The organism is Nesterenkonia sedimenti (assembly GCF_012641515.1).
Lineage (GTDB): Bacteria > Actinomycetota > Actinomycetes > Actinomycetales > Micrococcaceae > Nesterenkonia > Nesterenkonia sedimenti.
In genome coordinates, this window is the sequence record NZ_JABAHY010000003.1 from 60526 (window position 1) to 81106 (window position 20581).

The following is a 20581-nucleotide window of genomic DNA, read 5'->3' on the forward strand; positions in this document are numbered from 1 at the left end:
TCAGGGGCGTGGCCGTGCTGAATCTGCATCGACTCCAGCTGCTGCATGAGTTTCGGCTGCGCGGCACGGTTTCTGCCGTAGCCAGTTCTTTGGGCTACAGCCCCTCCACGGTCTCCCAGCAGTTAGCCCAATTGGAGAACGACGCCGGGGCGGTGATCTTCCAGCGCGATGGCCGGACTCTGCGGCTGACCGCAGCAGGGCTTCGACTGGCCGAGCATGCTGAGGCGATGCTGGATATGCAGGATGACGCCCTGCGTTCGCTGACTTCGGCGGAACCGGAGCTGGGTGGGCTACTGCGACTGTCGGTCTTCCAGTCTGCTGCTCTGACTTTGGTCCCCTCGGCGTTGAGCCAACTGAAGGCACAGCATCCAGAACTGCGGGTCGAAGTCGTCCAGGCCCCTCCGGAGCAGGCGCTCTTCGATCTGGCCGGTAGGCGTCATGACCTCGTGGTGGCTGAGCAGTATCCGGGGATGAGCAGGCCCCGGCAGGCAGAGTTCGATATCGAGCCACTTGGCTCCGATCGGCTGTGGCTGATTGTGCCGGCGCAATTGGCCGAGGTCGACGCTGAGGACCTCGATGCGTATCCCTGGGTGATGGAGCCGGCTGGAACGGCCTCCCGTGAGTGGTCACTGCAGCAGTGCCGGGCTTTGGGCTTCGAACCGGATATTCGGTTCACCACAGATGATCTCGCTTCACATCTGCGGCTGATCGGTGCCGGGCTGGCCGTGGGGATTCTGCCGGAGCTGTTCCTGACCGGTCACCAACTGCAGGGGCTGGCACTGAAATCGCTGCCCCAGGAGCCGGTGCGGACTATCTTCACCACTGCTCGCCGGTCTTCAGCACAGGCGCCGGCTGTTCAGGCCTGCCGGCAGAGCCTGGCCGAGGCGTTCAGAAATTTCGAGTAGCGCCCTCTCGGAGGCTGATGACCTCAGTGCCGGTGAGGTTGCTGATCTGACGAGAGAGCAGTTCCCGGCCCCGGTCGGAGAGCAGTTCGTCATGAATCGGGATGCTGTATTTGGGCACCTCGAGGCCACGGACGAACTCCACATGCTCTTTCATCGCCGCCCAGGGACCCATCAGCGGTAAGGCCAGAACATCGACGCCTCCCGGGGTGGTGTCCAGGGCGTCGCCGGGGTGGAAGAAGGTGGGCTCGCCTTCGGCGTGCAGAAGATAGCCGATGTTGTGGATGGCCGGGATGTCTTGGTGGATGATCGCGTGGTTTCCTCCGACGGTCTCAACGCGGATATTGCCCACGGTGAGGTTCTGTCCGGGGGTCACTGATTCAGCCCCTGGGAGCAGGACCACCTGTTCGACGTCGTCGGCGGTGTAGACGGCGGCCTTGGAGTTGGCTTCCAGCAGAGTTTTGGCGTTCTCGGGGTCCACGTGATCAGCATGCTGGTGGGTGATCAGCACCGCGTCGAGGTCAGTGATCTCGTGCCAGAGATCGGAGAAGGCGCCGGGGTCGATCAGGATCCGGGTATCGGCTGCCTCGACCAGTACACAGGCATGTCCAAGGTGTGTGACCAACATGTCCCCATAGTTGCAGACTCCTGAGGCTCTGTCAGCACGATATCTATCCCAGGAGCCTGCCGAGAATTTTCGCCGCCTCGGGATAGCTGCCGGGATCGCGGCCGGCGTAGGTCATCCGGATAAAGGGGGCCACCGGTTCGGCGGGGAAGAGTTCATCACCGGGGACCACGCTGACTCCGGCCAGTTCGGCCTCCCTGATGAATCCGCTCAGCTCTGCGCCCTCGGGCAGGCGGGCCCAGAGGTTGAGTCCACCCCGGGGCCGGGTTTCGATATGCAGCTGTGGGGCATATTCGGCCAGGCTGCCCAGCAGGAGGTCCCGGCGGGAGGCCAGCTGTTCGTTGACGTTCTTGAGGTGAGTCTTCCAAGCCGGCTGGTTGACCACATCCAGGGCGGCGGCCTGCAGCAGCTCGCTGACATAGATCGACTCCGACTGGGTGGCATGCAGCAGTCGGTCTCGGACTGGTCCGCGGGCGACTACTCCGGCCACGCGCACAGAGGAGGAGACGCTCTTGGTCAGCGAGCGCAGATAGATCACATGCCCGGCCTCGTCCTGGGCGGCCAGCGGCTGCGGTGCGGAGTCGATGGCGAAGTCATGGGCCCAGTCGTCCTCAATGAGGAAGGCCTTGTGCCGGCGAACAGTCTCCAGAATCTCATGGCCCAGTTCGGGGCTCCATTGAGCCCCGGTGGGGTTGGCGTAATTCGGCTGGGCGTAGAAGACGCGGGCACCGGTTTGGGCGAAGGCCCGTTCGAGATCGGAGGGATCTGGTCCCTGGGCTGAGCTGGGAATCGGCACAATCTCCACATTGGCCTGGGCGGCGGCCAGAATGGCGCCCCAGTAGGTGGGTGATTCCATGATCAGTGGCTCCCCCGGGCCGATCAGAGAGCGGAAGGCTGCGCTGAGCCCGCCTTGGCTTCCCGGAAAGATGACGACGTCGTCGGCGGTGGGCGCTGAAAGCCTCGTCGACATGGACTCTGCCAGTTCTGCGGCAAACCAGGCTCGCAGTGCAGGTGATCCGGCCGGAGACGGGCTGTTCAGGAAGGCACGGTTGCGGGCCCGGTTGAAGGCCGAGCGCAGCAGGCGTTCAGGCAGCAGTTGGGAGTCGGGGAATCCGGAGCTGAGGTCGAAGGTGCCGGGTCGCGGCTGCCGCAGAGCGGCGGCCATATGCAGCGACCGCGATCTCCCCGCGCCCAGGGCTCCGGTCTGCCAAGAGTAGTCATGGGCACGAACCGGTCGCAGGGATCTCACAAAACTGCCGACGCCGGGGCGGCTTTCGACCAGCCCCTGGACAGCGAGCTGGCGGAGGGCCTTCTGCACGGTCACCGGACTTGCGGAGTAGTCCTGAACAAGCTGACGGGTGCTGGGCAGTTTGGCCCCTGGAGCAGCAGAATCTATCCAGGAGGACAACCCCTGAACGATTCGCTGACTGCTATCCTGTTGCATGGGAATATATAGTAGCGCTACCGCCACTAGCACACCACCGTTACTCTCCCGCTCGGGCCTCCTCTGGGGCTTCCTGGGCGCGACTACGCTGAACCGCCACGGGGAGAGTAGGTTGTTTCGGTGACCACGTTTCTGCCAGTGATCCTCTTCTTCATCGCCGGGGCCGGCACCCCGGGTCCGAATAACACCATCGCGATGGCGTCGGGAGCCAATTACGGTTTTCGGCGCACCATCCCCTGTATTGCCGGAGTGAACGTCGGCTTCCCGACCATGCTGGTACTGGTCGGACTGGGCCTCGGTGGAGTCCTGGCCCAGTGGCCCTGGCTGCTGGACATTCTGCGGCCGATCGGTGTGCTGTATCTGCTGTGGCTGGCCTGGCGCATCGCCACCGCACCCACGGAGGTCCAAGCCCGAGGAACCGGAAAGCCGCCGAGCTTCACCCAGATGGCGCTCTTCCAGTTCGTCAACCCCAAGGCGTGGACTCTGGTAGTTGCCGCTGTTTCGACTTATACCGGCTTCTGGGATTCCTTCCTGGCCGAGGTGCTGACGATTGCGCTGATCGCCCTGATCTTCAGCACCCCCTGCACTGCGGCCTGGGCGCTGCTCGGCGTAGGGGCTGGAAAGGTGATCTCCCGGGCATCGCATATGCGGATCTTCAACTGGGTGATGGCCGGCCTCCTGGTGGCATCTCTGATTCCAGCCCTGGTGGAGATCTGGGAGTCCGTGCAGCCGCTGCTGAGTTGATAGCGTCGCGGTATGGATATTCGCATTGCCGCCTATGCCGTAGTGACTGATGAGGATGGGCGGATGCTGCTGCCGCGGCTGACCGCGGAGTTCAATAACCGGTGGACCCTACCCGGGGGAGGTACCGACCCGGGGGAGGATCCCAATGATGCCGTAGTTCGTGAAGTTTTCGAGGAATCCGGCTATGAAGTCACCGTCGATGAGCTTCTGGGCATCGACAATATGGTGATCCCCGGGGAGAAGCGACTCAAACGGTCGGATCGCTATGGTGTGCCGATGCAGAGCCTTCGGATTATCTACCGGGCGCATATCACCGGCGGGGAACTGACCCCTGAGGCCGATGGCTCAACCGACGACGTCGCCTGGTTCGCTCCTGAGGAGATCGACCGGTTGGACCGGGTGGAGCTGATCGACACAGCACGCCGGTGGGCGGGGCTGCTGAACTGAGGACCTAGGACTTCACCAGCCGCTGGATGGCTGCACTGGCCTCTTTGATCTTGGCCTCGGCTTCTTCTCCGCCGGTGTTGACCGCCTCTGCCACACAGTGTTTGAGGTGATCATCCAACAGCCCAAGGGCGACGTTCTCCAGGGCAGAGGTCACCGCGCTGATCTGAGTCAGCACGTCGATGCAGTAGGTGTCCTCCTCGACCATGCGGTGCAACCCTCGGGCCTGGCCCTCAATGCGGCGCAGCCGGGCGAGGTATTTCTGCTTGTCGCTCATATAGCCGTGACCGCTGTGCTGTGATGCTTCTCCCATGGACAGAATGATACCCCCTGGGGGTATCATATGGATATGAGCAGCACGAAGAACTTCTCTGTGACCGGTATGTCCTGTGGCCACTGCGAATCCGCAGTGCGCTCCGAGCTCGAGGAACTGAATGGCATTTCGGCAATCACTGTCTCCGCGGCTGAGGGCGATCTCTCAGTCACCCTGGAAGAGGGCGCCTCGGTCAGCAATCAGGACATCATCAATGCTGTGGATGAGGCCGGCTACACCGCCGAGGCAGTTGCATGACGCGCCGCTCCCCCGCTCCACAGGCAGAGACTTCTGCGACCGACCGGGTCGAACTGGCCATCGGCGGGATGACCTGTGCCGCCTGCGCCAATCGGGTGGAGAAGAAGCTCAATAAGCTCGACGGCGTAACCGCCAGTGTCAACTACGCCACCGAGAAGGCCTGGATCTCCGGTGCTGAGGGGGCGGCAGACCGACCAGAGTTCATCGACCAACTCATCAGCACGGTGGAGAAGACCGGGTACACCGCCGAACTGCCACCCGAACCGGACCAGGAGGACTCCGCCGAGTCCCCGGGGGCCCGTGACCTGCGAGCGCTTCGGATCCGGTTGATCATCGCCAGTATCCTCTCCTTCCCAGTGGTGCTCTGGGCCATGGTCCCAGCCACTCAGTTCGACTATTGGACATGGGTCTCTCTGGTGCTGAGCGTTCCGGTGGTGCTCTGGGCAGGCTGGCCTTTCCACCGTGCTGCGGCTCTGAATGCCCGCCGTGGCACCGCGACAATGGACACCCTGATCTCGCTGGGCACTCTGGCCGCCCTGGGCTGGTCGCTCTACGCCCTGCTGCTGGGCCATGCCGGGGATCCCCAGATGCGGCATGCCTTCAGCCTCTTCGATGAGCCCTATTGGATCTCGGGCCATTCGATGGGGGCGGGGAATGTCTACTTCGAGGTGGCCACTGCGGTCACGACTTTCCTGCTGCTTGGCCGGTATTTCGAGAAGCGGTCAAAAGCCTCCGCGGGTGCTGCCCTGCGCTCCCTGCTGAATATGGGCGCCAAGGATGTCACAGTATTGAAGAACGGCACCGAGATCCGCCTGCCCATCAAAGAGCTCAGCGTTGACGACGAGTTCATTGTCCGCCCCGGCGAGAAAGTCGCCACTGACGGTCGGGTGATCTCCGGGGCCTCGGCAGTGGATATGTCGATGCTGACCGGGGAGTCCGTTCCGGTGGAGGTCGCAGAAGGTGACACCGTCATCGGGGCCACGATCAACACCTCCGGCCGCCTGGTGGTCCGTGCTTCCCGGATCGGAACTGACACCCAGTTGGCGCAGATGGCGAAGCTGGTCGAAGAAGCCCAGTCCGGCAAAGCGGAGGTGCAGAGACTTGCCGACCGGATCTCGGGGGTCTTCGTGCCGATCGTTCTGGGGATAACTGTGCTTACCCTGGCGGCCTGGTTGCTCTTCGGCGCACCCGTTGAGGCGGCATTCACTGCCGCTGTGGCGGTACTGATCATCGCCTGCCCCTGCGCTCTGGGTCTGGCCACCCCTACCGCCCTGCTGGTGGGTACCGGACGTGGCGCCCAGCGCGGCATCCTGATCAAGGGCCCGGAGGTACTGGAGTCCTCGCGCGGAATCGATGCAGTCCTGTTGGATAAGACCGGAACTGTCACCACCGGGGCCATGCAGCTGACCTCTCTGTTGTCCGCTCGGGAATGGGGCGGGGAGTATGAGGATCCGGAGCTGCTGCGCTTAGCGGGTGGCCTGGAGTCGGCCTCGGAACATCCCGTAGCTCGAGCCATCACCAATGCTGCTCGGGAATCCCTGGGCTCCCGGCCGGGGCGGCTGCCTACCCCGGATAACTTCCAGAATCATCAGGGCCGCGGGGTCTCCGGTGTGGTCGAGGGCCATGAGGTCTGCATCGGTCGGCGCTGGTTCATGCGCACCCAGGAGGTGGATCTCCCCACTGAGGTCGATGACCTCATCGAACGCGCCGAGGCCCGGGGCAGCACTCCGGTTCTGATCGCCGTCGACGGTAAATTCACTGGAATGCTGACGGTCTCGGATACGGTCAAGGAATCTTCGGCCCAGGCTGTTGAGCAGTTGAAGAAATTGGGGATGACCCCGGTTCTGCTCACCGGCGATAACGCTGGTGCTGCCCAGCGGGTGGCCGATGAGGTCGGGATCGAGCAGGTCATCGCCGAGGCTCTGCCTGAGGATAAGGTGACTGCGGTGCAACGGCTGCAGGCTGAGGGTAAATCTGTAGCCATGGTTGGCGATGGGGTCAACGACGCCGCTGCTTTGGCTCAGGCGGAGCTGGGCATTGCGATGGGCACCGGCACTGATGTGGCCATTGATGCTGCCGATATCACTGTGATCCGAGGGGATCTCAATTCAGTCGCCGATGCGGTCAGGCTTTCCCGTAGAACCCTTCGCACCATCCGGGAGAATCTCTTTTGGGCATTTCTCTACAACACAGCGGCCATTCCGCTGGCGGCGGCCGGTGTGCTCAACCCCATGCTTGCCGGGGCCGCGATGGTGCTGTCTTCACTGTCCGTGGTGGCCAATTCGCTGCGGCTGCGCCGTTTTCAGTAACTGGTCAAACGCCTTATCGGCAACCTCGTACTGAGGGGTGACTGTTCTACCATGTGGAAGTGATCTCCGCTCCCCGTGCTGTGGCACTGATGCTGCTGGGCAGTCTGGCCATGGCTGGTTCAGCGGCCATCATCTTCAATCTGGGCGCCGAACCGATGAGCGTGGCAGCCTATCGGTGCCTTTTGGCCGTACCGATGCTGCTTCCCTTTGTGCTCTGGGAGTTACGGCGGGTGGACCGTTCCCAGGCCTTGCCGAAGTCGACCGTTATCGGTGCTGCCATCGGCGGGGTGGCCATTGGTGTGGACTACAGCTTCTACAACGCATCGATCGGACTGATCGGCCCAGGTCTGGCGACGGTGCTGATCAATATTCAGATTGTCATCCTGCCGCTGATCGCCTGGGCGGTGGAGGGACAGCGTCCGATGCGTCAGCTGCTGGTGATTGTGCCGCTGATGATGGCAGGTGTTGCCTTTGCCGCAGGCGCCTTCGACGACGCCGAGATTCACTGGTTCGGCATCCTTGCCGGCCTGATTGCCGGGGCGGGTTATGCCACCTATTTGGCAATTATTCGCCGAACGGCTCCAGTGACGCTGCGTCCGGCCCCGCTTACTGTTGTCACCATCGTCTGCCTCACCGCCGGTCTGACGGCTGGGGGCGGGGCCCTGTTCTCGGGCCGGCTTGAGGTCCCGACTGCCGGCCAGGACTGGTTGTGGCTGGTAGCTCTGGCCTTCGTGGGGCAAGTGGTGGTTTATCTCTGCTTCAACATTGCGATGACTGGGCTGAATGAGACCGTCTCCAGCACGCTGATGCTCACTGGCCCGATTTTCGCGATTCTGCTGGGTGCGCTTCTGTTCACCGAGGTTCCGACTCTGTGGCAGTTGGGCGGCTGCGCCATGATTATTGCCGGTGCCTGGTGGGCGGCCACAGCCAGCCGCCGCACCTGAGGAACTGAATCACCGCCCCTGCTCCGAACAGAAGAAGGCGGCCCGATGACTCATGCCTGCACCTGAGTTACCGGGCCGCCTGTTTCTCTATCCTCGCCGTCGCACCTGTTCTACGGGAGGAGCATTATCGAAGATCAGTGATCGTGGTCGTGATCATCGTCCTCTTCGTCATGGTCATGCTCGTGGTCATGATCCTCATCATGATCGTGGTCGTCGTGATCGTGGTCCTCGTCCTCGTCATGGTCGTGGTCATGGACAGCGTCGTCATCGCCTTCGTCGTACTCATCGGAGACCCCCTCCACCGGGCGGCCGTCGATGACGATGATCTCGTTGGGCACGAAGTCGACCTCTGCGGTGGTGATAACCTCACCCTCAGTGAGATCCAGAAGGTGAATCTCCTGATTGTCGGGATCGGTCACGTAGACCAAATCACCGTTGACACGGATGGCCGGGCGGGGCTCCTGCCATTCCTCGGGCTCGGTCCACTCATCCAGAACGTCAATGTGTTCCAGGTGCTCACCGGTCTCAGGGTCAATGATGTGCAGCTGACCGTCCTCGGTCAGCACCAGGGCCTCGCCCTCGGGACCGCGCTGCAGGTTCCGCCAGTTATAGGGGGAGCCGACATCGGTAGTGGTGATCTCTCCGGTCTCGGAGTTGACCAGGGCTACCTCGGTCATCTCACCGCCGTCCTCATTGAGGTTGTAATCGCCCAGGAAGACTGGGGAGCCCTCCGCCGGGAAGAGGTTTCCGATCCGAGAGTACTCCTCACCTGTGTCCAGCTTCTCGAAGGTCTCACCATTCCAGATCAGCACGCCGTCCTCACAGCCGACGGCGATGATGCCCTCCGGTCCGGCCGCCTCACCGTGGACACCGGGGCAGTCCTCATTGCGATCGACCTCTTCACCCTCAGTATCCAGGAAGCGAGCGCCTGAACGGTCCTCGAGGGTTTCGAAACGGCTGCCGTCCTCTGCCACGACCGCCACACCGTGGTGTGCGCCCTCTGTCTCATAATCACCGGTGGTTTCGATCTGCTCGTCCTCAACGCTGAGTTCGGTCAGATCGATGGTGTGGTACTCACCGGTACCGTCAAAGAACAGTGTTCCGATCCCGTCATGGGAGACCACATGCGCTGGGGCGTCCCCATCCAGGGTGAGGTCCGAGAGGAGGGGGTCAGTGGTGTAGTAGTCGTTGTGATCGCCATGGGGCTCCCCCCAGGTTCCGGCATCGATGAGCCGGAAAGAGTCACCTTCGGTGAGGAAGGCGTGACGGCCGTCGCCGGCTTCGTTGACGCGCAGGAAGCCCTCGGCCTCGAAGTCACCGACGCTCTCCAGGCTGACTCCGTCCAGTACGGAGACTCCCCCGTCATAGGTGATCACCAGTCGAGGTTCAGCACCGCCTGCCTCGTGGGTGGGTCGCTCGGAGGGCTCTACGACACCCTCGTCGGAATCCTCCTCTGCCGCACCGTTACCGCCTTCCTCGTCGGCGTCCTCGGAAGTGTCATCAGTATCGGCTGCTGCCGCGTCTGCGGTCTCTTCAGGATCTTCGCTGCCGTTCTCGGCCTCGCCGCAGGCGGCCAGGGCCAGGGCGGAGATCAGTGCCACTGAGGTGAGAGTGCTCATTTTTCTGTTCATGCGAATCATTATCGACATCTAGTCCCAGCAAATACAAATCGTTCGCATCATCATGAAGGTGGCCCCACGCAGTTGCGCGGGGCCACCCCTTTATTCCTCTATTCAGTTATGTTCCCGTTCCCCCGACCTATAGCGCGGCTCAGTTGACCGCCTGGTCCATCTTGTCGAGCTGCTCACCCAGGATGTGCTCGAGGTCCTCGTCGTCGATCTCGCCTTCACCGATCAGGAAGACGTGGTTATTGCCGTAGCTGCCCCCACCCATGCTCACGTTTCCGCCTTCACCCAGGCCACTGAATGTGAGAGTGAAACCCTCGCCGACCTCGAAGAGGTCGATATCCACGGTCATCGGGCCCTCGGTGACGGTGGTGCCGCATTCATCGGTGATATTGGTGTAGTTGGCACCGAAGAGATCCATTTCCTCTTCAGTACTGGCCACAGCCAAGATGATGTCGGCGCTCTCACCCTGGAAGGCGGTGAGTGCGGCGTATTCAGTCTCTTCTTCAATGGAGTCGAAGTCTTCAACTGCCTGGGCACAAGAGTCGCTGACATCGAAACCGTCGAGGTAGAAGCTCTTGTTGATATCGCCGTCACCCTCGGGGCCAATGACCACTACGGAGTCCTCGACCAGCTCGATGTCTTCGGCATCGAAGGCATCGCCTGCCTGTTCGTGAAGGATGCTCTCACCGGAGCTCCACCCCTCCGGGAGATCGTCAGCGCCGATGAGGATCTCGGCCAGTTCGCTGCCAGTCAGGGGCTCATCATAGGTCCAGCTGTTCTCGCCGTCTCGATCGCTATCCTCATCGTCATCCTCCTCATCTTCGTCGAGGATTCCCTGCTCATCGGAGTCACCCTCGAAAGGATCCTCATCACCGGAGATACCCTCACCGATGGGATCAGTCTCCTCGTCTCCAATGAGCCCAATCTGCTCAACGAAGTCATCGTCAAAGAGGCCCTCACTCTCGAGCTCAGTGATGAGCTGCTTCAGCAGAGCGTCGAAGGCCTCCTCGTCAAAGTCGGCGGAGGCCTGTGCGGGCACTGCCGCGCCGAGGGTCAGGCCCAGGGCAGTGAAGCCGGCTGCCGTTGCAGTGGCTGCGCGACGGGCAAAGTTGCGTCCTGCGGTGGTCTTAGTGGTCTGCTGCTCCATGATCTCGTCCTCTCAAGTGATTTGCTGAAGTAAATCTTGTTGTTGCCATAGTAAACACATGCAATTTGCGATTGCAACCCGGTAGGCAAAATTGTGTCGCCGCAGGAGCTTCAACTTCCGCGATGTGAGAACCCAGAAATATTCGGTTTACGCCACTGACAAGGGCGAGTAACGGTCCGGTCCTAGTGTGGAGAATGCATCAGGACAATCCAGGCACGGGAGGGAACAGCATGGCCGAGCTGGCCTCAGAGGTGGTGGAGGAGGAGGAGCATTATCTCCGAGTGCAGATGCCTCGCGGACCAGTAGAAATCATCGGCAATGAGGTTCATCTCCCCGGACATCAGGGCATTCGCCTAGCCCCCGGCCCGATGTCAGTAATGCGTGTATTGGTCAAAGCCCAAGGGGCGGTGATCTCTCGAGATCATCTGCTCAGGATGCTGCCGCACTGCGGGTCTCTGCACGGGTTGGAAATGTGGGTCTCACGCCTGCGACATTCACTGCCGGAAACCCATATCGTCCAGACGGTGGTCAAACGGGGCTACCGTCTAGCCTTGTGAGATTGCAGGAGTAAATGCTCAGGGCAGGCGGAGGTAGGTCAGATCGAAAATCCGGCGGCCGACGTCAAGGGCCTTCTGCTCGAAATCGGTGACCACCCGGCCGTCGAACCGCGGCGCCCAACCGCCCTCTTCATCCAGGGCCTGAGACAACGGCAACGGTTCAGTGGGCTTACCCAGGCTTGCCGCATCGAGATCCCCGAGCCGCACCTCGGTAAGGGGAGACTCTTCGCCGGCACGCTGGCCGGCATGGGGGTTGGTGAAGGACTCCGAGGCGCCGATCACCTCACGCATCTGCACCGCGTAATCGGACCAGTCCGTGGCCAGGCGCCAGAGCCCAGTCGGGGAGATCACCCGGGCAGCCTTTTCCACGAAACCCGGTTGAACCAGCCGGCGCTTCTTGTGTTTGGTCTTATGCCAGGGGTCGGGGAAAAAGACCCAGAGCTCAGAAATCCCGCCATCGGGCAGCAGGTGATCCAGCAGCTCCACGGCGTCCACGCAGGCCACCCGGACATTGGTCAGCCCCTCGCGGCGGATTCGGGCGGCCAACTGCGCTGCTCCTGGCCGGTAGACCTCAACGGCCAGGAAGTCAGTCTCGGGGTTATTGGCAGCCGCTGCCGCCACGGCTTCACCGGATCCGGAGCCGATCTCAACGATGAACGGAGCCGTGCGTCCGAACTCGGCCCGCCAGTCAATGCTGAAGCCCTCGGCAACTGAGGTGTCACGCTCTCCGTGAGGAATATCGAGCAGCTCTTTACCCAGGGCTGCATCCCAGGCGCGCTGGTAGCTGGGCTTGAGCTTATTGCTGCGCCGGACGAAGGACAGCGGTTTGCGGTGGTGCTTCTGCGGGGTCTCAGACATCGGCAGTGAGTCTAGCTGCCCTGGGCGTCGTCGAGAATTTCTTGTGCCCCGATGAGGAATTCACGCATCAGCGGGCCGTTGGTGGAGGAGCCCCACTCTCCCTCCTCCAGGAAGACCGCGACGGCGAGGTCACCCTGAGCCCCGATCACCCAGGTATGGGAATAGGCATCATCACCGGAACCGACCTCGGCAGTACCGGTCTTGGCGTAGACCGGGGGTCCGGGGATGGAGTCGAGGTCCCGCAAGGTGCCGTAGTCCACCGTTCCGGCCATCAGCTCCCGCAGCTGTTCCCCCTCCTCAGCGCTGAGCCCGGAGTCATCGGGCTCCTCGTCGCGCTGGACCAGCCAGGGGTGGACCGTCCTGCCGTCGGCTACTGAGGCAGCCACGGCTGCCATGCCGAGCGTGGAGGTCTCTACAGTGCCCTGGCCGAAGAGATTGGCTGCATGCAGGTTGAGATCGGCGTCTTCGGGGACACTGGCTTTGATCGCATGCAGACCGATCCCGGTGTCATTGTCCAACCCCAGATCCCGGGCGGCCTGAGCCAGTTCTGCGGAGGTGACGTCGTCGTAGGCTGCGGCGAATGTGGTGTTGCAGGAGACAGCCACCGCAGTGTTGAAGGGGATATTGCCCACGTACTGGTCCTGGTACCCGGTCACATTGCGGAACTGCTGTCCGTGGACGGTGACCATCTCGGGACAGGAGACCGTGGATTCGGGGCTCAGCCCATCGCGGAGCATCGCCAGGGCGGAGACCACTTTGAAAGTGGAGCCGGGGGCGTAGGTGGACTGGGTGGCGGTGTCGACACTGGCGGATTCGGTGTTATGGCTGGCCGCGGCCAGAATCGCACCATCCGATGGGCGGATGGCCACCAAGCCTGCGGTGACATCCTGGTCGTCGACGATCCCCTGGGCGAGGTCCTGCATCCGCGGGTTCAGCCCGATGGTGATGTCATCACCGGGTTCGGGGTCGGTGGAGAAGACCGTCTGCTCCCCCACGGTGATGTTGATCCCGGGCGTGCCGCGCAGCCGTTCCTCATGCACCGCCTGCAGACCGGAGAGACCCACAGTGTCCCCGGAGTTGAGGCTGGGGTCCTCTTCGAGGTGCTCGGCGGTGACCGGACCGACTCGGCCCAGCAGGTTCGGCGCGAAATCGGAGCTTTCAGCCAGCGGCATCTGGTCATAGTTCAGATGCACACCGGGGATGTCCTCAACATCGGCGGCGGTGACATGTCCACCCTCGGTGCGCACGGTGATCGCCTCCACGAAGGCCTCGTCACCATAGGCAGCCACAGTCTCCTGGTAGGTCTGCGGATCAATACCGACAGCCTCGGCCAATTCGCGGGCGGATTCGGCCTGTGCCTCCTCGGTGTCCAGCTGAGTCTTGTCCAGACCGATATGGACCACATCTCGGTTGTGCACGATGGCCCGGCCGTTATCGCCGATGATCCGGCCGCGGTCTGCCTCCGAGGTGGAGATGCTGACGTTCTCATGCCCGGCATAACCGGGGAAGAGGATCTCCGGCTCCGCCTCGATGTACCAGATGTCCTCCTCTTCCTCATAGGTGAAGGAGGTCTCGGTGTCATAACTCCAGTCCTCGCCGTCGATCCCGATCTCCTCCAGTGCCCAACTGTGTTCGAAGGTCACTTCAGCAGTGGGCGGGCGGACCGAGTCCTCACCCGGGTCATCGACGGTGATATCGGCGACTGCGACCTCCGGGCGCAGCTCTTCGAAGGGCTCGTGCAGGTTCTCTGCGGCCTCAGCGAGGATCTCGGGGGACCCGGAAGCGAAGTCCAGCCCGGAGAAGTCTCCGGTGGCGATGGCCTCAGCAGTCTCGGCCGCAGCATCCTCAATCTGGGCCTGTTCATCCTCGGAGCCGCATCCGCTGAGCGCGGTGAGCAGAGTCAGAACCCCCGCAGTGAGCACAACAGGGCGAGCAGAGGAGGAAAAACGCACCATTCCAGTATGCGGCCTGCCACCCGCGGCGGGGCGGAGAAACACCTGCCGCTATTCCGTTCGAGCCGCTGACATGGATAAACTCACGCTGCAGCAAGGAGGCACCCCCGTGGTGTCACAGACCGCGCGACGACGAACCGAAGGGATCCATGTATGGCCGCCCATGACCAGACCACCGACGATTCCAGGCCGGGGCAGGACCCACCTGAAGAACGCCAGGGGATGATTGTCCGAGCGCTCAACGGTGTTGAGCGGATCGGTAACTACCTGCCCCACCCGTTCTGGCTCTTTGTGATCCTCGCCGGTGTTGTGGTGGTGCTCTCCTCGGTGCTCAACGCCATGGGCGTCGGCGCCGAGCACCCCGCTCCTGAAGAAGGTGAGGACTCCTGGGTCGGTGTGGAATCCCTGCTGACTGCTGAAGGCCTACAGGTGATGGTCACCGGGGCAGTGGACAACTTCGTGAACTTCCCGCCCCTGGGTCTGATCATCACCGTGATGCTCGGTGTGGCCGTGGCTGAAGGCTCCGGACTGATCTCGGCCACGATCCGTGTGGCCGTCTCCCGGGTTTCCAAACGGTGGCTGACGTTCACCGTCGCATTGGCCGGTGTGACCGGTTCAGTGGCCTCCGATGCCATCTACATCATTCTGATCCCGCTGGCCGCGGCAGCCTTTAAGGCGGTGGGCCGTTCTGCGGTGCTCGGTGCGATTGTCGCCTTCGGCTCCGCCTCAGCCGGCTATAACGCCTCCCTGGTGATCACAGCCTCTGATCCGCTCTTCGCCGGTATCTCCACCTCGGCGGCCCAACTGATCGACGAGGACTATGTGGTCTCCCCGATCGCCAACTACTTCTTCGCAGCCGCCTCCGCCGTCGTGCTGGCCGCCGTGGTCACCCTGGTGACCGAGCTGCTGCTGGTGAAGGTCACCGCCAAGATGCGTTCCGAGGAGGATAAGGAGGGCGGTGCTGCCACTGCTGTGCTGAGGGCGGGCCGCAGCGAGGAGACCCAGGGTGCCGGCACCGAGGGCGCTTCGGCGGCGATCGAGGACAATGAGGATCTGCTCAGCTACACCAAGGAGGAAGTCCGGGCCCTGTGGAAGACCGGACTGTCCCTGGTGATCTTCCTGGGTGTGTTCTTCGCCGCCCTGTTCATCCCCGGCTCACCCTTCGACGGCGGCGGCGCAGGCGCTCTGGAGTCCCCGCTGGTCACCGATGTGGCGGTGCCGATCTCACTGGCCTTCCTGGTCATCGGTCTGACCTACGGCATCTCGGTGGGCAGCATCAAACGCGCCCAGGACGTTCCGATGGTGATGGCGCGGTCGCTGAAGGAGCTCACTGGTGTGATCGTGATCTTCTTCGCCGCCGCCCAGTTCATCGCCTACTTCAACTGGACCAATATGGGCACAGTCCTGGCGATCAACGGTGCTGAGACCCTCGAGCGCTGGGATCTGCCGCCCTTCGTGCTCTTCGGCAGTGTTGTGCTGCTGGTGGCGCTGTTCAACTTCTTCATCACCTCCGGCTCCGCCCAATACACGCTGATGGCGCCGGTGCTGGTGCCGATGCTGATGCTGATCGGGGTCAACCCCGAGGTGACTCAGATGCTGTTCCGGATGGGTGATTCCCCGACCAACATCATCACCCCGATGAGCCCCTACTTCGCATTGGTTTTGGGCTACCTGCAGCGTTACTACCCGCGGGCAGGTGTGGGCACGATGATCTCGCTGACCCTGCCGCTGGCGCTGACCATGCTGGTGACCTGGTTCCTGTTCTTCATGGTCTGGTACGCCTTCGGCCTGCCACTGGGCCCGGGAGTCCCGATCCGCTAAGCGGAGATCACCACAGCCCCGTGGTCAGCGTCCTGATCGCCACAGCACCACTTCGCGGGTGCTGGCGCGGGGACGCTGGCCGCGGGCCAGGGTCACCACATCGCCGTGGGGGCCCACAGCGAAGACCCGAGAACCACCGAGGCTTTGTTCGGCGGCCCGCAGCTGGCTGCGCAGCTCATCGGTCTCAGCCTCGAGCTCCTCGACACGGTTCTGCAGCTCGATGATCCGGCGAATCCCCTCCAGGGAGACACCTTCCTGGGAGAGCTGTTGAATCTGGCGCAGCTGCTCGACGTCATAGGGCGAGTAGCGCCGGTGCCGACCACCCTGCCGACGGGGGGTTACCAGACCCATTCGGTCGTACTGACGCAGGGTCTGGGGGTGCAAATCTGCCAGTTCTGCGGCTACGGAGATGACAAACAGCGGGGCATGGCGCTGGGTCTCATCAGTTTCGACCACGTTGCCGCGTATCCGGTATGTGTCCATCGGTTACACTTCCTACACTCCCTATAACGCCGCCTTGGCGCTCAGCCCTTCCCGAGGGTTGTGGGCGGTGGTGGCCTCAGCATATGCTTTGACTGCCTCGATGGCCTCCTCGTTGAGGTCCTCAGGCACGACGATGTCGAGCACCACCAGCATGTCTCCACTGGAGTTCTTACGCCGGATTCCGTGGCCCTTCAGCCGCAGCGTCTTGCCGCTGCTGGAGCCGGCCGGAATCCGGATTTTCACCGTCTCACCGTGGACAGTCGGCACCTCGACCGTTGCACCGAGAACAGCCTCGTCAAGACTGACCGGAAGGTGGATGCGAATATTGTCGTCAATGCGTTCGTAGAAGGGGTGATCCTGGACGGAGACTTCCACCAGGAGATCCCCGGCACCACCGGCACTAGGCTGGCCCTTGCCCTTGACCCGGACCTTCTGGCCCTCCTTCACCCCGGCGGGAACCCGAACGTCGATGACATTGCCATTGGGCTCACGCAGTCCGATGGTCGTGCCCCGCACGGCACCCTTGAAAGAGATGGTGGTCTTCGCGGTACGGTCTGCGCCCTTGGCCGGACTGCCGCCGAAGCGACCGCCGAACCGGTCCCCCATACCACCGAATATGTCCTCGAAGCCCCCGCCGAAGCGGCCGCCCCCGGTCCCAGGCGAACCGCCTTGACCGAAAAGCCCACCGAAGAGGTCCTCGAATCCGCCGGACCCCTCACCCGGGCTTCCGGAGAAGCGGGCACCCGATCCCATGGCGCGCACAGCATCGTACTGCTGGCGCTGCTCGGGGTCTGAGAGCACAGTATGTGCCTCTGAGATGTCTTTGAACTTCTGTTCAGCGGCAGCGTCCCCGGGGTTCTTATCCGGGTGGTACGTCCGGGCGAGCTTGCGGTACGCCTTCTTGATCTCCTCGTCCGAGGCGTCCTTGGAGACGCCCAGCACCTCGTAGAAATCTTTTTCCAGCCATTCCTGTGATGCCATAAGGCGCCTCCTCCCTGTGTTTGTTCCGGCGCGGCGCACATGCCGCCGCGCCTCTCGCTCGTCAAGGCCTTGCCGAGCTTCACGCTTAAAGTCGGCGCTTGCTTCGCTCGCGCCTCATTATCTCGCTTCGTTGGCGCGGAACTTCACGCCTAAAGTCGCTGCTCGCTTTGCTCGCAGCTCACGTTTGTGCCCCTCACCTAGGTGCCCCTAGGTACAGGGCCTTTTTGCTGCTTGCTTTGCTGGCAGCTGAGTTGGTGTGCGTATGCGGGGGCGTGTGGCCCCCGCATACGCAGCTCATTTCCTTCTTATTCTGCCTTGCCGCTGGAGACGATGACCTGGGCTGCGCGCAGCAGACGGTCACCGAAGCGGTAGCCGGAGCGGACAACGATGGCGACGTGATCTGCCTCGATGTCCTCACTGGGCTGCTGCATGATCGCCTCATGCTCATTGGGGTCGAAGGCCTCCCCCACTGAGCCGATCGGGCTCAGGCCCTGAGCGTTCAGGACCTGCTCCAACCGGGAAGCGATGTGGGCAAAGGGCCCATCCTCGAGATCCCCGGCCTGCCGGGCGGCAGCGATATCGTCGAGCACCGGCATCAGCTCGGAGATCAGCTGGCCCTTGACCCGCTCCTTCTCCAGGTTCCGGTCACGCTCAACCCGGCGCCGGTAGTTGACGTACTCCGCCTGCACGCGGCGGAGGTCGTTCTCCAGCTCAGTCTCACGGTCGTAACCCTGCTGGGTCAGTTCCTCCTCGGCCGCCTCGATCCGCTCGGCGGGCTCAGTCTCGACCCCACCGGCGGCCTGGTCGGCCGGGACTTCCTGCAGCTCAGGCTCCTCGTCCAGATTGGAGTCCAAGCCCTCGCCCGGCTCATGGAGGTCGCCCTCCTCGGAGGCCGGTTCCTCATGAGCCTGCTGGACCTCAATGGACTCCTCGGGCACATCAGCCAGAATCCGCTCGGCCTCGGCTAGGGGGTCGGCGGCAGGATCAGCTGCAGCCGCCTCCCGGTCCTCAACCGTAGCTTCACCTTCTGCCGGCTGCTCTGCAGCGTCCGGCCGGTACTTGCGCTTATCGGTGAAGCGGATCGGCTCTTCTGGGGAGCTGTTCTCCTCTGCCATGGGGATGCTCCTTATTTCTTCTCGTCGTCGTCCTCGTCAACAACTTCGGCGTCGACGATGTCCTCATCCTCGGCACCGGCCTCGCCCGCGGGAGCTTCCTCACCGGGGGCAGCACCTGCGGACTCCTGTGCGTAGAGCGCCTCACCGATCTTGACCTGGGAGGCCTGCAGCTTCTCGAACGCGGCGTCGACCTCGTCATCGTTGTCGGTGCCCTCCAGCGCCTTCTTCAGAGCGTCGACGTCGGCCTGGACCTCGGTCTTGATCTCCTCGGGCAGCTTCTCTGCGTTGTCCTTGAGCAGCTTGTCCACGGAGTAGGCGCTGGCCTCAGCGGTGTTGCGCTTCTCAGCGGCCTCGCGGCGCTTCTTGTCCTCCTCGGCGTGGGCCTCGGCGTCGGCCACCATCCGCTCGATTTCCTCCTTATCCAGGGAGGTGCCACCGGTGATGGTCATGGACTGTTCCTTATTGGTGCCCTTGTCCTTGGCGGAGACGTGGACGATGCCGTTGGCGTCGATGTCGAAGGTGACCTCGATCTGGGGCATACCGCGCGGAGCCGGTGCGATACCGGTCAGCTCAAAGGTGCCCAGCGGCTTGTTGTCCCGAGTGAACTCACGCTCACCCTGGAAGACCTGGATGGCCACCGAGGGCTGGTTGTCCTCAGCAGTGGAGAACACCTCGGACTTCTTGGTCGGGATGGCGGTGTTGCGCTCGATCAGCTTGGTCATCACACCACCCTTGGTCTCGATACCGAGGGAGAGCGGGGTGACGTCGATCAGCAGCACGTCCTTACGCTCACCGGCGAGCACACCGGCCTGCAGGGCAGCGCCGACGGCGACGACCTCATCCGGGTTCACCGACTTATTGGCCTCCTTGCCGGAGAGCTGCTTGACCAGCTCGGCCACAGCCGGCATACGGGTGGAGCCGCCGACCAGGATCACGTGGTCGATCTCGCTGATCTGGATGCCTGCCTCGGAGATGACATCGTTGAACGGCTTCTTGGTCCGCTCCAGCAGATCGGAGGTCATATCCTCGAACTTCGCGCGGGAGAGGGTCTCGTTGACGTGAACCGGGACGCCGTCGTTCTGGGTGGCGTAGGGGATGTTGATGGTGGCGGAGGAGGCTGAGGACAGCTCCTTCTTGGCGCGCTCAGCCTCTTCCTTCAGACGGGGCACAGCGATTTTGTCCTTGGAGAGATCCACGCCCTCCTTGGCCTTGACCTGCTCGACCAGCCAGTCGATGATTCGCTGATCCCAGTCATCGCCGCCGAGGCGGTTGTCACCGGCGGTGGCGCGGACCTGGATGGTGGAGAAGTCGTCCTCGTCCTTGCCGACCTCCAGCAGGGAGACATCGAAGGTACCGCCGCCGAGGTCGAAGACCAGGATCTGCTCGTCTTCCTTGCCCTTCTCCAGGCCGTAGGCCAGTGCGGCCGCGGTGGGCTCGTTGACGATGCGGGAGACCTTCAGGCCTGCGATCTCGCCGGCCTCCTTGGTGGCCTGGCGCTCGGCGTCGTTGAAGTAGGCGGGCACGGTGATGACAGCTTCGGTGACGTCCTCGCCCAGGTAGGACTCGGCGTCGTGCTTGAGCTTCATCAAGATGCGGGCGGAGATCTCCTGCGGGGTGTACTTCTTGTCATCGATCTCAGTGGTCCAGTCGGTGCCCATATGGCGCTTGACCGAGGCGATGGTGCGGTCCGGGTTGGACACGGCCTGACGGCGGGCAACCTCGCCGACCAGGACTTCACCGGTCTTGGAGAAGGCCACAACCGAGGGTGTGGTTCGTGCGCCCTCAGCGTTGGCGATCACAGTGGGCTCGCCGCCTTCGAGCACAGTCACCACGGAGTTGGTGGTTCCGAGGTCGATTCCTACTGCACGGGACATCTGCAGTCTCCTTTCATCAGGACTTTGGGGGCAAGTCTTCACGTCACAGTTGAGTACGTTCGACTCAAGTCTGGAACCTGAGCCAGATCTTGTCAAACTGACTTGAGTCAACCTCACTCAACTTTGCGCTCGATGAGTATAACGACGACGACGCCGACTTCATTCCCGGCCCCAATCAGCCG

General features: G+C 62.8%; 19 protein-coding genes. 8 read left to right on the forward strand and 11 right to left on the reverse strand.

What is annotated here, in order from left to right:
- Positions 1-8 precede the first annotated feature (8 nt).
- Complete coding sequence (locus tag HGQ17_RS04670; protein WP_324615188.1) at positions 9-905, forward strand: LysR family transcriptional regulator; 897 nt, start codon at positions 9-11, stop codon at positions 903-905.
- Here HGQ17_RS04670 and HGQ17_RS04675 read toward each other — a convergent pair.
- Positions 889-1530: an MBL fold metallo-hydrolase gene (locus HGQ17_RS04675; RefSeq protein WP_168886817.1), complete on the reverse strand. Its 642-nt coding sequence runs from the start codon at positions 1528-1530 to the stop codon at positions 889-891. The genes HGQ17_RS04670 and HGQ17_RS04675 overlap by 17 nt on opposite strands.
- A gap of 43 nt (positions 1531-1573) precedes the next feature.
- Complete coding sequence (locus HGQ17_RS04680) at positions 1574-2971, reverse strand: aminotransferase-like domain-containing protein (protein WP_168886818.1); 1398 nt, start codon at positions 2969-2971, stop codon at positions 1574-1576.
- Between the two features lie 120 nt (positions 2972-3091).
- Here HGQ17_RS04680 and HGQ17_RS04685 point away from each other — a divergent pair, with 120 nt between their 5' ends.
- Both HGQ17_RS04685 and HGQ17_RS04690 read left to right on the forward strand, forming a co-directional pair.
- Positions 3092-3715, forward strand: a complete 624-nt coding sequence (locus HGQ17_RS04685; protein WP_211090442.1) for a LysE family translocator — start codon at positions 3092-3094, stop codon at positions 3713-3715.
- A 12-nt stretch (positions 3716-3727) separates the two neighbouring features.
- Positions 3728-4162, forward strand: a complete 435-nt coding sequence (locus HGQ17_RS04690) for an NUDIX hydrolase (protein ID WP_168886819.1) — start codon at positions 3728-3730, stop codon at positions 4160-4162.
- Positions 4163-4166: 4 nt separating this feature from the next.
- Here the strand turns inward: HGQ17_RS04690 and HGQ17_RS04695 are convergent, their stop codons facing one another.
- A complete protein-coding gene (locus tag HGQ17_RS04695; RefSeq protein WP_168886820.1) occupies positions 4167-4472 on the reverse strand; it encodes a metal-sensitive transcriptional regulator in 306 nt (101 codons plus the stop codon).
- Between the two features lie 36 nt (positions 4473-4508).
- Between HGQ17_RS04695 and HGQ17_RS04700 the strand changes: the two genes are divergently transcribed.
- From HGQ17_RS04700 to HGQ17_RS04710, 3 genes are read left to right on the forward strand one after another with little or no spacing between them, the layout of a single operon-like run.
- The gene (locus tag HGQ17_RS04700; RefSeq protein ID WP_168886821.1) at positions 4509-4730 is read left to right on the forward strand and encodes a heavy-metal-associated domain-containing protein; all 222 of its coding nucleotides are present in this window, start codon (positions 4509-4511) and stop codon (positions 4728-4730) included.
- Positions 4727-7039, forward strand: a complete 2313-nt coding sequence (locus tag HGQ17_RS04705) for a heavy metal translocating P-type ATPase (protein WP_229503317.1) — start codon at positions 4727-4729, stop codon at positions 7037-7039. The genes HGQ17_RS04700 and HGQ17_RS04705 overlap by 4 nt, the downstream gene beginning before the upstream one ends.
- A 59-nt stretch (positions 7040-7098) precedes the next feature.
- On the forward strand, positions 7099-7983 hold the full coding sequence (locus tag HGQ17_RS04710; protein ID WP_168886822.1) for a DMT family transporter: 885 nt from the start codon (positions 7099-7101) through the stop codon (positions 7981-7983).
- Between the two features lie 134 nt (positions 7984-8117).
- Here HGQ17_RS04710 and HGQ17_RS04715 read toward each other — a convergent pair whose 3' ends face one another.
- Positions 8118-9602, reverse strand: a complete 1485-nt coding sequence (locus HGQ17_RS04715; RefSeq protein WP_211090443.1) for a PQQ-like beta-propeller repeat protein — start codon at positions 9600-9602, stop codon at positions 8118-8120.
- Positions 9603-9753: 151 nt separating this feature from the next.
- Positions 9754-10758 carry a hypothetical protein gene (locus HGQ17_RS04720; RefSeq protein ID WP_168886823.1) on the reverse strand — a complete coding sequence of 335 codons (1005 nt, stop codon included), beginning with the start codon at positions 10756-10758 and terminating at the stop codon, positions 9754-9756.
- Positions 10759-10988: 230 nt separating this feature from the next.
- Here HGQ17_RS04720 and HGQ17_RS04725 point away from each other — a divergent pair, with 230 nt between their 5' ends.
- Entirely contained in the window at positions 10989-11315 is a 327-nt protein-coding gene (locus tag HGQ17_RS04725; RefSeq protein ID WP_229503318.1) for a winged helix-turn-helix domain-containing protein, read from the forward strand.
- Positions 11316-11333: 18 nt separating this feature from the next.
- Here the strand turns inward: HGQ17_RS04725 and trmB are convergent, their stop codons facing one another.
- Positions 11334-12173, reverse strand: a complete 840-nt coding sequence (gene trmB, locus HGQ17_RS04730) for a tRNA (guanosine(46)-N7)-methyltransferase TrmB (RefSeq protein ID WP_168886825.1) — start codon at positions 12171-12173, stop codon at positions 11334-11336.
- Between the two features lie 11 nt (positions 12174-12184).
- The gene (locus tag HGQ17_RS04735; RefSeq protein ID WP_168886826.1) at positions 12185-14128 is read right to left on the reverse strand and encodes a penicillin-binding transpeptidase domain-containing protein; all 1944 of its coding nucleotides are present in this window, start codon (positions 14126-14128) and stop codon (positions 12185-12187) included.
- A 150-nt stretch (positions 14129-14278) separates the two neighbouring features.
- Between HGQ17_RS04735 and HGQ17_RS04740 the strand changes: the two genes are divergently transcribed.
- Positions 14279-15946 (forward strand): AbgT family transporter, encoded by a 1668-nt coding sequence (locus HGQ17_RS04740; RefSeq protein ID WP_211090444.1) that lies wholly within the window; start codon positions 14279-14281, stop codon positions 15944-15946.
- Positions 15947-15970: 24 nt separating this feature from the next.
- On the opposite strand, the gene HGQ17_RS04745 is transcribed toward HGQ17_RS04740, so the two are convergent.
- The 4 genes from HGQ17_RS04745 to dnaK form a co-directional block, all read right to left on the reverse strand.
- Complete coding sequence (locus HGQ17_RS04745; RefSeq protein WP_168886827.1) at positions 15971-16429, reverse strand: heat shock protein transcriptional repressor HspR; 459 nt, start codon at positions 16427-16429, stop codon at positions 15971-15973.
- A gap of 21 nt (positions 16430-16450) precedes the next feature.
- On the reverse strand, positions 16451-17410 hold the full coding sequence (locus tag HGQ17_RS04750) for a DnaJ C-terminal domain-containing protein (protein ID WP_168886828.1): 960 nt from the start codon (positions 17408-17410) through the stop codon (positions 16451-16453).
- A gap of 305 nt (positions 17411-17715) precedes the next feature.
- Positions 17716-18525, reverse strand: a complete 810-nt coding sequence (locus tag HGQ17_RS04755; protein ID WP_168886829.1) for a nucleotide exchange factor GrpE — start codon at positions 18523-18525, stop codon at positions 17716-17718.
- Between the two features lie 11 nt (positions 18526-18536).
- Positions 18537-20399 (reverse strand): molecular chaperone DnaK, encoded by a 1863-nt coding sequence (gene dnaK, locus HGQ17_RS04760; protein ID WP_168886830.1) that lies wholly within the window; start codon positions 20397-20399, stop codon positions 18537-18539.
- Positions 20400-20581: the final 182 nt, after the last annotated feature.